13 protein-coding genes are annotated in these 12,852 nt (G+C 37.4%); all 13 read right to left on the reverse strand.

Annotation, left to right across the window (positions count from 1 at the left end; genetic code table 11):
* Positions 1-7: 7 nt before the first annotated feature.
* The gene (priA, locus tag BR87_RS03075) at positions 8-2,422 is read right to left on the reverse strand and encodes a primosomal protein N' (RefSeq protein WP_035028515.1); all 2,415 of its coding nucleotides are present in this window, start codon (positions 2,420-2,422) and stop codon (positions 8-10) included.
* A 12-nt stretch (positions 2,423-2,434) separates the two neighbouring features.
* A complete protein-coding gene (gene coaBC / locus BR87_RS03080; RefSeq protein ID WP_035028518.1) occupies positions 2,435-3,640 on the reverse strand; it encodes a bifunctional phosphopantothenoylcysteine decarboxylase/phosphopantothenate--cysteine ligase CoaBC in 1,206 nt (401 codons plus the stop codon).
* A gap of 209 nt (positions 3,641-3,849) precedes the next feature.
* A complete protein-coding gene (gene rpoZ, locus BR87_RS03085) occupies positions 3,850-4,065 on the reverse strand; it encodes a DNA-directed RNA polymerase subunit omega (RefSeq protein ID WP_035028521.1) in 216 nt (71 codons plus the stop codon).
* Between the two features lie 6 nt (positions 4,066-4,071).
* Positions 4,072-4,686, reverse strand: coding sequence for a guanylate kinase (gene gmk, locus BR87_RS03090; protein ID WP_035028524.1), 615 nt, complete (start codon positions 4,684-4,686; stop codon positions 4,072-4,074).
* Between the two features lie 59 nt (positions 4,687-4,745).
* On the reverse strand, positions 4,746-4,967 hold the full coding sequence (locus BR87_RS03095) for a YdbC family protein (protein WP_035028527.1): 222 nt from the start codon (positions 4,965-4,967) through the stop codon (positions 4,746-4,748).
* 109 nt (positions 4,968-5,076) lie between these two features.
* Positions 5,077-6,456: a patatin-like phospholipase family protein gene (locus BR87_RS03100; RefSeq protein WP_051929650.1), complete on the reverse strand. Its 1,380-nt coding sequence runs from the start codon at positions 6,454-6,456 to the stop codon at positions 5,077-5,079.
* A gap of 156 nt (positions 6,457-6,612) precedes the next feature.
* Entirely contained in the window at positions 6,613-7,239 is a 627-nt protein-coding gene (locus BR87_RS03105) for a V-type ATP synthase subunit D (RefSeq protein WP_035028530.1), read from the reverse strand.
* A gap of 6 nt (positions 7,240-7,245) precedes the next feature.
* Positions 7,246-8,622, reverse strand: a complete 1,377-nt coding sequence (locus BR87_RS03110; protein WP_035028533.1) for a V-type ATP synthase subunit B — start codon at positions 8,620-8,622, stop codon at positions 7,246-7,248.
* Positions 8,615-10,399 carry a V-type ATP synthase subunit A gene (locus BR87_RS03115; protein ID WP_035028536.1) on the reverse strand — a complete coding sequence of 595 codons (1,785 nt, stop codon included), beginning with the start codon at positions 10,397-10,399 and terminating at the stop codon, positions 8,615-8,617. The genes BR87_RS03110 and BR87_RS03115 overlap by 8 nt, the downstream gene beginning before the upstream one ends.
* A 12-nt stretch (positions 10,400-10,411) precedes the next feature.
* The gene (locus BR87_RS03120; protein WP_035028539.1) at positions 10,412-10,723 is read right to left on the reverse strand and encodes a V-type ATP synthase subunit F; all 312 of its coding nucleotides are present in this window, start codon (positions 10,721-10,723) and stop codon (positions 10,412-10,414) included.
* The gene (locus tag BR87_RS03125) at positions 10,713-11,717 is read right to left on the reverse strand and encodes a V-type ATP synthase subunit C (RefSeq protein ID WP_035028542.1); all 1,005 of its coding nucleotides are present in this window, start codon (positions 11,715-11,717) and stop codon (positions 10,713-10,715) included. Before BR87_RS03125 ends, BR87_RS03120 begins: the two co-directional genes overlap by 11 nt.
* Positions 11,718-11,736: 19 nt before the next feature.
* Positions 11,737-12,315, reverse strand: coding sequence for a hypothetical protein (locus BR87_RS03130; RefSeq protein ID WP_035028544.1), 579 nt, complete (start codon positions 12,313-12,315; stop codon positions 11,737-11,739).
* Positions 12,316-12,362: 47 nt separating this feature from the next.
* Positions 12,363-12,842 carry a V-type ATP synthase subunit K gene (locus BR87_RS03135; RefSeq protein ID WP_035028546.1) on the reverse strand — a complete coding sequence of 160 codons (480 nt, stop codon included), beginning with the start codon at positions 12,840-12,842 and terminating at the stop codon, positions 12,363-12,365.
* Positions 12,843-12,852: the final 10 nt, after the last annotated feature.

Consider the following 12,852-nt stretch of genomic DNA (forward strand, 5'->3'; position numbering starts at 1 on the left):
TCTATGATTAAATAAAGTGCATCGGTTCAGAGTCAATCGCAATTTGTAACCCTTGCACCATCTCTTTTTGTGAATGATCCAGTAATTCTTGTAATTGATTAAATAAGGTCGGTTCATTTTTATACTTGATAATCGTTTGATAATAATAGCGGTTATTTACACGAGCAACGGCTTTAGGTGTTGGACCTAAAAGGATGGTTTCTTCTTTTAGGTGAGGTTTAATGAATTGAACGATTTCCTGCATTTTTTTCGCTGCTTTCAATTCTTCTGCATGGCTTGTTGTAATCAGAATAGTAAAGTAGTAAGGCGGGTAATTGCCGCGATGCCTTAAAAACATTTCTTTTTGATAAAAAGCATCATAGTCATGCTGTTGAGCCAGCTGGATGGCATAGTGTTCTGGATTAAAGGTTTGGACAACGACTTCACCCGTTAAATCGGCACGCCCTGCTCGTCCGCTCACTTGTGTCAATAATTGAAAGGTCCGTTCACTTGCTCTAAAATCTGGCAAACCCAATCCAGTATCTGCATTCAAAACGCCTACTAATGTGATATTAGGGAAATCTAATCCTTTCGCAATCATCTGGGTCCCCAGTAAAATATCAGCTTCTCCATTGCCGAAAGCTGATAATAACCGTTCATGTGATCCTTTTTTTCGTGTAGTATCAACATCCATTCGAATGATTTTTGCTTCTGGTAAAAGTTCATTCAATTCTTCTTCGATCTTTTGTGTACCTGTGCCGTAATAGCGAATTTTATGCCCTTTACAACTTGGACAAATTCGAGGAATAGCTTCTTCATGTCCACAATAATGGCATTTCATCGTTTTGGTGTCCATATGCAATGTTAGCGAAATATCACAATTAGGACATGGCAAAACAAAGCCGCAATCGCGACACATAACGAAGGAAGAATACCCTCGTCGATTAAGCAAGAGAACGGTTTGTTCTTTTTTGGCTATCCGTTCTTTTATCTTACTTTGTAAAAGAAGTGAAAAATTGCCGCGATTGCCTTTTTTTACCTCTTCTCGCATATCCACGATTTCTACTGATGGCAGTTCACGCTGATTTACACGTTCCGGCAATTCAAGCAAGGTATAGACCTTTTTTTGTGCACGGGCACGTGATTCTAAGGAAGGAGTCGCACTTCCTAATACAACTGGGCAATGATGATAATTTGCTCGCCAAATAGCAATATCTCTCGCATGGTAGCGTGGGTTTTCGTCTTGCTTATACGTACTTTCGTGTTCTTCATCAATAATAATAACGCCAATATTTTTAACAGGAGCAAAAATGGAAGAACGGGCTCCAACGACTACTTTCGCTTCTTCCCTTTCTATTTTGCGCCATTCATCATATTTTTCCCCAACTGATAAACCGCTATGCAAAACCGCTACTGCCTCACCAAAACGGCCTTTGAACGAATTTACCATTTGAGGCGTTAAAGCTATCTCAGGAACAAGCATCAAAGCAGATTGTCCATTTTTTAATGTTTCGGCAATCGTTTGTAAATAAATTTCTGTTTTCCCACTGCCGGTTACTCCTTTTAAAAGAAAAATCTCTGAACGTTTTTCTTCTAAAGCTTTTAAAATAGGGGACAAAGCTTGCTGTTGTATGTGGCTTAACGTAAAAGCCGTTGATTTTTCAAACTGTTGCTTTTCAAAAGGATCACGGTAAACCTCTTCTTCAAAAAAAGAGAGCCACTTTTTCTTTTGGCCTTCTCGTAAAACAGCTGAAGAGACAGAAGTAGTTTTCCTGATTTCTTCGACGCTGATTGTTTGTTCATTTAATGATTGAAGCACTTCTAATAATAAACGCTGTTTTGGGGCTCTTTTTCCAAGCCCAATTTTTTCTTCTTCTAATTGCTCAAAAGTTAGATTCGCTTGAATCATCCGTCTCTTTTTAGTTTTAGCTTGGTTCTTAACGACATATGAAATCTCAACCGCTTCTTTTTTCTTTAAATCTAGCAGCTGCGGCAATAAGTTACGCTCAACTGCTTCATCCCAGCTGATTTCACTGCGTCCTTTAAAAAGTTCAAAATACAACTCTTCTGGAATTTCATCTATGACACGTATTTTTTTTTCATACTTAGCCCGCAAAATAGCCGGCAGCATCGTTTGATAGCAAGTAATTTGAAATGAAAAAGTTTTATTGGCCATTTCTTGTCCTAACCATAACATCTCTTTGTTCAACACAGCTGTTAAATCCATTAGTCCTGAAATAGCTTTTAACTCTCCTTCAAAATCGCTTGATTGAGTAATCTCAACAACAAATCCCTGTACTTTTCTAGCTCCTTGTCCAAAAGGAACTTCTACTCGCATACCTGCCATGATTTGATTCTCGAACTCTGCGGGTATGGAGTAATCATAAGGTCTATTTGTCTGCATCGTTGGTACATCTACGATAATTTTAGCAATTGAAACCACTCTCTCACATCCTTACTTTTTCATTCGTTTAATGGCTTCTTCAAAAATTCTTATAGCAATTTCTTGTTTGCTGCGAACAGAAATTTCAACAGGTTGCTCCTCAGGCATAAAGATCGTAACTTCATTTGTGTCTTTATTAAAACCTGCATAGGATTTAGAGACATCATTTGCTACAATCATATCTGCTTTTTTTCGCGTTAATTTTCCACGAGCATATTTTTCGATATCATGGGTTTCAGCAGCAAAACCAATCAAAAATTGGTGCTGTTTTTGCTGGCCTAATTGAGCTAAAATATCTGTTGTTTTATCTAAGAAGATTGTCATCGTCGTTTCATTCTTTTTAATTTTTTGAGCTGCTTGTTCTTTAGGACGGTAATCAGACACAGCTGCGGCCATTACAACAATATCCGCTTGTGCATATTCGTTCATTACAGCTTCCAACATTTCTTGAGCCGAGTTTACTGGAATAAGTGTAACTCCAAAAGGTTCTGTTAACTGTTGTGTCGCAGATACCAAAATGACTTCTGCTCCCAAATCCCTGGCTGCATTTGCCAAACTGTACCCCATCTTTCCAGATGAGTCATTTGTAATATAACGAACTGGATCAATGCGTTCTTTTGTTCCTCCGGCTGTTATGACAACGCGTTTATTTTTTAACGGCAAATCCGGTTGTTGTGTAACTAAGAAGTTTTTAACCGTTTCGATGATGTCAATAGGTTCCGGGAACCGTCCTTTTCCTTCATAACCTTCTGCTAAGAAGCCTGTAGCAGGTTCCATAACAAAACGCCCATCGGCTTCTAAAATTTTAAAATTGCGAACAGTAGCTGGATTTTCTAACATATGAGAGTTCATTGCCGGAACAACAAAAACCGGCGTCGTTGTAGCCAGTAAAGCTGTTGTAACAAAATCATCAGCTATTCCATTCGCTATTTTAGCTATGACATTAGCCGTAGCTGGTGCAACAATTGCAATGTCTCCCCAATCTGCCAGATGAATATGACTAACCTTATCGCTTTCGCGTTCGTCAAATGTGTCAGTATACACATGATGTTTGCTTAGGATTTGAAAAGTCAAAGGTGTCACAAATTCTTGCGCTGATGCTGTCATGGCTACTTTTACATTGGCACCTTGCTTAATGAATTGTCTAACTAAATCAGCAGCTTTGTATACAGCAATTCCACCTGAAACATACATCACTACGTTTTTATTTTTCAACAATTTAGATTGCCTCCTCTTTGATACTTACGTGCCTGAATGATCCCTTTCTATATTTTACTAAAAAAGAAGGCATTTGTCTTGTGAACATCCGCATTCTCTTTCTTTTCTTTCTTCTTTATACAAAAAGAAAAGTACCCCAAAACAGGCAGATACCTATTTTGAAGCACTTAAATAGAGCATACGTTGCAAAATTGACCTGTCTCTAGCAGTTATTCTGTCAAACTAACTGTTGTAGGATCGATAACTAAATCGCCAGCATCAATTTCCTCTAAAGCTCGGCCGACATTTTTATGAGATTGGTATTCTTCCAACATAGGCATTGCTTTGCCGTCTAATTCATGCGCACGTTTACTTGCTAAGATTACCAAAGAATATTTTGAATCGATTTTTTCTAATAAACTATCAATAGATGGATGTAACATCATAGTTTTTTACAGCTCCTCAATCATTTTTTTATACCGGTGAACCACACGTGAAACTTTTAAATGCTCACACTCAATAATACTTTTAATTTTATTTACGGCATTTTCTACTTTGTCATTTTCAACAGCATAATCATAATGCTGCATTAAATTGATTTCTTCAACGGCTTTCATCATCCGGCGCTCAATCACAGCCACTTCATCTGTTCCGCGTCCGACAATGCGTGATTTTAATTCGCCGAGACCAGGAGGAGTCAAGAAAATAAAGATCCCTTCAGGCATTTTTTCTCGCACCTGTAAAGCACCTTGAACTTCAATCTCTAAAAATACGTCTTTGCCGCTTGCTAATGTTTGATTAACATAATCTAAAGGTGTTCCATAATAGTTTCCAACATATTCAGCATATTCTAATAAACCGCCGTTTGCAATCAGCTCTTCAAACTGTTCTTTTGTTCTAAAAAAATAATCGACTCCTTCTATTTCTCCTTCACGTTTTTTTCGTGTAGTCATGGAAATAGAATAGTCCAAGTCATTATCCGGTTGTTCAAATATTGCCTTCCTTACCGTTCCTTTGCCTACACCCGATGGGCCCGAAAGAACAATCAAAAGTCCACGTTCTGTCATGTTAAAATCCTTTCTGTTCTAAAAAAATCATTTTATTCCATCTTTTACAAAAAAGAGGGTTAATCAAAAGTTGCTAAAAAGGATTTGAGTGTATTCATTTCTTCGTTGGTCAATGTTAAACCTTTTCCCATTTTTTCATGATCGGGTGCCCAGTCACGAATATCAAATTTAGGCGGATTTCCATTCCAACTCACTAAATTCAGTTCTTTACGCCAACCTTTATTATTTTCAGAAAGCACTGCTATTTCTTCCATAATTTCATAAGAAAATTTTTGAGCCACTTCGTTCACTCCTCACTATAAACAACTTAAATAAGCTTCTATAAAACATTTGATAATGAGTACTTGCCTTTCAGTGTACCATAAATGCCACTATTTTGTATAATTTTTCTTACAAATTTATATTTTTTATTTGATCCAGACAAACCGCCATCATGAAGACATGCGGCTTTTGCCGGATTAAATAGTTCACTTTCCAGTTATACCATTCTTCCTCCTGATTTCTATCCATTAAATCGGTAAAATAAAACAACATTTTTTTATTTGAAAGCAGCGGAAGGGTTTCAATATACCGGGCTATCCATTCTTCTACCGAATAAGTTACATTAATTGAAAGCAATTGGTCAACCTCTTCAAAAGATGTGCTATTCAGCAATTCTTTATATCTTTCCAGGATCCGCTTTTCAAATGACTCAAATTCGTATACTTGAGTAGGACTGATCATAAACAATTTCCCAATCAATTCATAGATAGCATAAACCAATTCTTTTTTTCCAATTTTTCCTTTCCAGCTCTTGTTTAAAGCAATCAGCAGCTTCCTTTGCTGGTTTTCTGTCTTAAAGAAAGAAGCCGCAAAGCGTTTATCTGGATGGATTAAAAAGGAAGCAAAGCGCCTATAAAACTCTTCGTAATGTTTTTCAAAACCGGCTTTCTCAAAGGTGTACCAACTGCCCTCATAGAAGTCATATGCTTTCATTGTCTCATAATAACCTAATGCAATATTGATATCTGCTCGATTTTTATCAAATAAAAGGAAATTACCTAAAGGCCATTTACTGCCTAATTGGCGAATGGGTATACTCCCATTAGTTAAGGGTCTTTTTAATGAGACTAAGCCATTAATCGGCACGCTGATGATTTCAGTCGGATTTTTTTTAAGTGCCAAATCAATCGGCAAGTCTTCATAATAACCGCCGTCAATATATTCTTTCCCTTCTATTCGCGTAGTCTGCATAGCGGGATAAAAAGAAGCACTGCCGAGTAAATAGAGCCCTAGTTGGCCAAATGGAATATCAGATAAAAAGAATTCTTGGTGTTTCATTGAAGGATATTCAGTCAATGTCAAACCAAATGCTATCTCGCTTTTTCTGATAGCTGCTTCATCTGATACATAGGTATCAATCATACTTTTTAAGGGTGTCGTATCAAATCCTCTTTTTTTTACTGCTGAAAGAATAAAACCGCCTACTGTTCGTCGGTAACTTTTAAAACTAGTCGTTTCAAAAGACTTATTCAGTTTTAACACATGACGGGTTTCTATTGTCCGCCACATTTTTTCAGCTTGTTCGTATTTATTTTGAAGAATCAACGCTCCGTTCAAAGCCCCAACAGAAGTGCCTGTCAAGATATGAATGGGCACGTTTAGTTCTTTTAACGCTTTCCAAACTCCGATTTGATAAGATCCCCTAGCTCCCCCGCCTCCTAATACAAGTGCTACTTTCTCCTCTTGCTTTTTCGCCATAAAGATTTCTTGCAGGCTGTCCTTTTTCATCTGAGTCAACTCCTTAAGGTAAGTATACAGAACCATTTCGTTTTCCGACATCGAAAAGAGTTCAAGAAAAGAAGCGGTAACCAATCTTTTAATTAACTCCTCTATCTCATCTGATATACAGAAAAAGGCAAAATCATTTTTGATTTTGCCTTTTTCTTACCCCATATCTTTTACTTTCATCAAACGAGTAATATTGGCTCTTTCGTTTTCGTCCAATTTCATTTGAATAAAGTAAATGGTTTCTTCTAATTGCGGAATCGTCATGTACTCCAATGCGTTAACCCGACGTCGTGTTTTTTCGATTTCATCTGCCATTAATTGACAAGTCTTTTCTATTTCTGAAAGTTCTAACAACTGCGGCATTACCGCTGACATTTCTTCAATGGATGTATCCAATTCACTATTCGAATTTAAATACCCATAACGCAATTCATTTGTTTCTTCTTTTTCATCATATTGGAAATTCATAACGGGAACAGCTACACTCATAATATTTCTTTCGTACAGTTCCAATTCTACTGAACGAGGAGGAATAGCTACAAGTTCTTCAATGAAATTTTCATTTAATAAGGCTTTAGCCATTACAAAAGACTGCATAGCACTTGTTAATTTAGCTTCTACTTCTGCACGCAGTTCGTTGTTTTTACGGATCAATGTAATAAACTGACGCATCAGCTCATCTTGTTTGTCTTTCAGCAACTTGTGTCCACGTGTAGCAGTAGATAACCGTTCTTTCAAAATAGTTAATTCCATTCGTGTAGGATTAACATTTAATTTTGCCATTTAGACTCACTCCCCTTTCGGCAGATATTCGTCCAGCATGTCGTCTTTGATCCGTTTCAATTCAGTTCTAGGTAAAATAGCTAGTAATTCCCATGCTAAATCTAACGACTCTTCAATTGTGCGGTTTGTATAATTCCCTTGGTTTACGTATTCTTTTTCAAAACGATCGCCAAATTCAGCATACAGTTTATCCGTTTCCGAAAGAGCTGATTCTCCTAGAACGACTGCCAATTCTTTCGCTTGCTTTCCTTCTGCATACGCTGCAAATAGTTGGTTCATAGTGGCAGCATGGTCTTTTCTTGTTTTGCCTTCACCTGTTCCTTTGTCCTTTAAACGAGATAAAGACGGTAAAACGTTTATCGGCGGCTGTATTCCGCTGTTGTATAATTCACGGGATAAAATAATTTGTCCTTCCGTGATATAACCAGTCAAGTCGGGAATCGGATGAGTGATATCATCTTCAGGCATCGTTAAAATTGGTATTTGTGTTACAGAACCTTTTCCACCTACTAAACGACCTGCACGTTCAAATAACGTTGCTAAGTTCGTATACAAATAACCTGGATAACCACGACGTCCCGGAACTTCACGTCTGGCAGCCGAAACTTCACGTAATGCTTCACAGTAATTTGTCATATCCGTCATAATTACTAAGACATGCATATCTTTTTCGTAAGCTAAATATTCTGCTGCTGTCAACGCCATTTTCGGAGTTGCAATCCGTTCAATAGCTGGATCGTTAGCCAAATTGATAAACATAACAGAGTGATCGATTGCGCCTGTTTCACGAAAATCTTCCATAAAAAATTCAGCTTCTTCAAAAGTAATGCCGATCGCTGCAAACACAATGGCAAACTCTTCTTCGGAATTCAAAACCGTTGCTTGTCTTGCGATCTGAGCAGCTAATTCCTTATGAGGCAAACCAGATCCTGAAAATACCGGTAATTTTTGTCCCCGGACCAATGTATTTAAATGATCAATAGTGGAGATCCCGGTTTGGATAAACTCATCCGGATAGTCGCGTGCCATCGGGTTGATGGCTTCTCCGTTTACATCTAAGGTTTTTTCAGGAATCAATTCTGGTCCATTGTCATTAATTCGACCCATTCCATCAAAAATTCGACCAACCATATCTTCAGAAACATCCAACGACAAAGGTCTGCCTAAAAAACGAACTTTTGTGTCTTTTAAGTTGATCCCACTGGAACCTTCAAAGATTTGGACCATCGCTTTATCGCCATCGATTTCTAAAACTTGTCCTCGTCTTCTTTCGCCATTTTGCATTTGAATATCGACTAATTCGTCAAATTTAACCCCTTCAACGCCTTCAACTGCCATTAAAGGACCAACAGCTTCTGTTACTGTTCTATATTCTTTAAGCATTTGAGTCCATACCTCCTTTTTCAACGATTTGATGAATAACTGTTTCAATATCAGTTTTCAACGTTTTAAATTCGCCGATGTTTTCTTCAGGAATATATTTTCCACGAGCAATTCTGTCACGAATGGCAACAGTTCCTTCAATAATTTCATTGAAGTAAGCTCCTAATTTCATTCCAGCTAACGCTTCGTCTTCAAAAAGAAGGATAGTTGATAACATTTCATATTGTTTTTCTCTTGAAGTATAGGTATCTACATCATCAAAAGCATTTTGTTGTAAAAAGTCTTCACGAATCATTTTAGCTATTTCTAATTTCAACCGATCATTTTCAGATAAAGACTCCACACCTACTAAACGGACAATTTCTTCTAATTCTGATTCGTCTTGCAGCAATGTCATCGTTCTTCTGACCATGCCAGTCCAGTCTTTTCCTAATACTTCTCCTGTATATTTACCTAATTCTTCTGAATATAAAGAATAAGATGACAACCAGTCAATTGAAGGGAAATGCCGTTTTTGTGCAAGTAAATTATCTAAGCTCCAAAATACTTTCGCTACGCGCAATGTATTTTGAGTCACCGGTTCAGATGTATCTCCTCCTGGAGGCGATACTGCTCCGATTGCTGTAATACTGCCTTCGCGTCCTGTTGAACCTAAAGTAATAACTTTACCTGCACGCTCATAAAATTCTGCGATCCGGCTACCTAAATACGCAGGATATCCTTCGTCTCCCGGCATTTCTTCTAAACGTCCAGACATTTCCCGTAGCGCTTCTGCCCAACGAGACGTAGAATCCGCCATGATTGCTACACTATAACCCATATCTCTAAAATACTCAGCAATCGTAATACCTGTATAAATGGAAGCTTCACGGGCAGCAACGGGCATATTTGATGTATTTGCAATTAAAATCGTCCGTTCCATAATAGATTCTCCAGTGTTTGGATCGACTAATTCAGGAAATTCATTGATTACATCCGTCATTTCGTTACCGCGTTCTCCACAACCTACATATACTACTAAATCAACATCTGCCCACTTAGCGATTTGGTGTTGCACAACTGTTTTACCGGCACCGAATGGTCCAGGAACAGCAGCAGCTCCTCCTTTTGCTACGGGGAATAACGTATCGATTACTCGTTGACCAGTGATCATCGGCTCAGCAGGGTTTAATTTTTTAGCAGTAGGACGACCATGTCTCACTGCCCATTTTTGCATCATTGTAAATTCTTTTACGCCGTCTTCTGTTTCTACTGTATAAATGGTGTCTGTAATGTCAAACTCACCATTCTCGATGCTTTTGATCGTTCCTTCTACTCCATAAGGCACCATTATTTTATGGTCAATCACTTTTGTTTCAGGAACAATACCTACGATATCTCCAGCAACTACTTTGTCGCCTACTTCAACAGTTGGCGTAAATTTCCATTTGGCCGTTCGACTTAAAGCTTCAATTGATACACCGCGAACCAAATAATTACTTTCTGTTTTTGCCATAAATTTATCCAATGGCCGTTGAATCCCATCAAACATTTGAGCAATCATACCCGGTGCCAACTCTACTGACAATGCTTCTCCAGTGGTTTCAACTGGTTCCCCTGGCCCAATCATGGATGTTTCTTCGTAAACTTGGATAGAAGCTACATCATTACGCATTTCGATGACTTCGCCGATCAATCCAAGTTTACCGACTTTACAAATATCTTGAATATTAGCTTGCTCCATGCCATCAGCAGTGACTAATGGCCCAGAGACGCTTACGATCTTTCCTTTGTTCAAACTGGTAACCTCCTATAAAATATTTTGCCCAACTGCTTTTTCAACGTTTTGCTGAATCCGTTCTTTTCCAATATTTAATGATCCTAAATGATTTGGAATCAAAATAACAGCAGGTTTAGGTACTTGATCGTAACGTTCAATCGTTTCAGGTATTAATTTACCTAAAGGCTCAGTCAAATAAATAATTCCATATTCTTCTTTAGCTAAACGATCTACAATACGTCGAGCTTCTTTAGCTCCGGATGCATAAAAAATATCAAACCCTAAAACTTTAAAAGGCAAAATCGAATCTTTATCACCAACTACTCCAATTTTATGAGCCATAATTGATCCGCATCCTTTCTCTAACCTCTTCGATGGGCAAATTGTTTTCTTTTCCTACTAAAATCAGACGCAAATTTTTCACTTCATTTTCTTTAGCGTAAATATAAGCCAATAAAGGCATCGGGCCAAAGGCTTCTAATTTTGCTGCTTTCATTTTCTCCATAAAGGCATCATCTGTTGCCAAATCTATTTTAACAGGAGACAGTTCTTGATTATCAGAATGAATGGAAGCCATTATGATAGCACGATACTTTCCTTCTGCTAATTTTCTGCCCGCATCTTCTAAACTTTCAGAACCTAATGAAACCAATTCTTCTTTAGGGATACTTCCAGAGCTAGATAAAATAGTAGTTAAAAAATTACGTGTCCGTTTCTGTTTGATCGCTCTTGCTAAAGTAGATAAATTGTTTAAATCAATGTATGACGTGATCAAATCCATCACTTGAGGGTCATTTATTTTTTTAGCTAATTGTTTCAAATGTGTAAAATAGCGCCGATCTAAAATAATATCAATCGATTGCGGATTTTTATATTCTTCATAATCCGTTAATACTTCTTGGATACTGATAAGGTATTCCTGTTCTAAGTCTTCAGATTTACCGGTTTCTACGGCTTGTCTTAACGTTGAAAGAGGTTCTTTTCCAATCGGAATCAACATTTCCGAGAAATTATTTCCAGTAACCTTTTCTTTAAGCAGTACTTTTAAATTATGATAAGAATAGCGTAATGAGAACAGTTCTACTAAAGCAGGTTCCGGGCTAATGCTGAACAGCTCAGCGTACATTCGTTGTAATTCCTTTACCAACAAAGCATCATAATCTTTTGTTTCTCTTAATTGCTCCACATCATTCCGATAAGGAGTATCTTTTAATACAGTTAGAGCTTCATCAAAGTTAGGCGATTGTAACATCCGTTCAAATTGATCATCCTTAAGGAGGTTGCTTTCGAAAACACGAATGCGTGCATTAGTTCCAGCAAATGCTGTTTGCTTCATTTATTCTCCTCCTCTCGTATTAAAACAATTTTTTTGATACAGATGGAACTAGCTGGTTTTTAAGTTCAGCAATTAAATCTTCAAACAAGTAATTGTACTCTATTCCTTTGTTTTTAAGAATAAAACCAGCTTTTTTATTGATTGTTTCAGTCTTTAAAGTTACCGAAATTCCTTCTTGAGCAACTTTTTCTATCCAACTTTCAGAAACTTTTTCAACTGATTTTTCACCTAGCACTAATTCAAGATTCTTGATTTCTTTAAATTGTTGCAATACCGCTAACAAAAAACTTTGAAATTCTGTCTCACTCCATTGCTCCATAGCAAACAAAGCTTCTTTAAATACTTCTTTCAAAGCAACTTGCTTTTCGCCTAACAATTGGTTTCGCTTATAGTTCTCTAAGCTGTCTTTATTTTTTTCAAAATCACTTGCCAAGCGACGATCAATCGCTTTTTTTTCTTCAACTTCTTCTAAAGCAAGCTCTTTTTCAGCTACTGCTACTTTTTCTTTTGCTTCTGTTTCTGCCTGACGTATCGTTTGTTGTACTTCTGCCTTCTTTTTTTCAATCATACGTTCAGTGATTAATTTAAGATCTGACATGATTTCCCCTCCATTCCTAGTTATCTTCTTTAGAATAGAACTGGATTTTATGCATTTAATACAAGCAAGAAGGAAATAACAAAGCCTAAAATAGCATACGTTTCAACCATGGCAGCGTAAATAATTCCTTTTGTAGCGTGTTCAGGTTTCTTAGCTAAAATTTGGATACCAGCAGATGCTACGCGTCCTTGAGACATCCCTGAGAACAAACCAGTAAATGCAATCGGCATTGCGGCCATCAACATATATAAACCTTGTGCTAGAGTAGTATCCGCACCTGTATTCAAATAAATCAAAAAGGCAATAACGAATCCATATAATCCTTGAGTACCTGGCAGCAATTGTAAGATCAAAGCTTGTCCAAATTTTTCTGGTTGTTCAGTTGTCAAAGCTGCTGCTGCTTCCCCTGTCATCCCTACACCTTTTGCAGAACCGATTCCTGAAAAGATTGTTGCAAATCCAATTCCCATAGCTGCGAAAAATAAACCGCCATTATTTTCTGATAAAAATGTTAATAAGTTTCCCATTATCTATTTC

The organism is Carnobacterium mobile DSM 4848 (assembly GCF_000744825.1).
GTDB classification, from domain to species: Bacteria; Bacillota; Bacilli; order Lactobacillales; family Carnobacteriaceae; genus Carnobacterium_A; species Carnobacterium_A mobile.

Coding starts and splice junctions, on each gene's coding strand:
- rpoZ (WP_035028521.1), bottom strand. CDS start 4,065: ATGATGTTACATCCATCTATTGATAGTTTATTAGAAAAAATCGATTCA.
- gmk (WP_035028524.1), bottom strand. CDS start 4,686: ATGACAGAACGTGGACTTTTGATTGTTCTTTCGGGCCCATCGGGTGTA.
- BR87_RS03100 (WP_051929650.1), bottom strand. CDS start 6,456: ATGAAAAAGGACAGCCTGCAAGAAATCTTTATGGCGAAAAAGCAAGAG.
- BR87_RS03105 (WP_035028530.1), bottom strand. CDS start 7,239: ATGGCAAAATTAAATGTTAATCCTACACGAATGGAATTAACTATTTTG.
- BR87_RS03110 (WP_035028533.1), bottom strand. CDS start 8,622: ATGCTTAAAGAATATAGAACAGTAACAGAAGCTGTTGGTCCTTTAATG.
- BR87_RS03120 (WP_035028539.1), bottom strand. CDS start 10,723: ATGGCTCATAAAATTGGAGTAGTTGGTGATAAAGATTCGATTTTGCCT.
- BR87_RS03125 (WP_035028542.1), bottom strand. CDS start 11,717: ATGAAGCAAACAGCATTTGCTGGAACTAATGCACGCATTCGTGTTTTC.
- BR87_RS03130 (WP_035028544.1), bottom strand. CDS start 12,315: ATGTCAGATCTTAAATTAATCACTGAACGTATGATTGAAAAAAAGAAG.
- BR87_RS03135 (WP_035028546.1), bottom strand. CDS start 12,842: ATGGGAAACTTATTAACATTTTTATCAGAAAATAATGGCGGTTTATTT.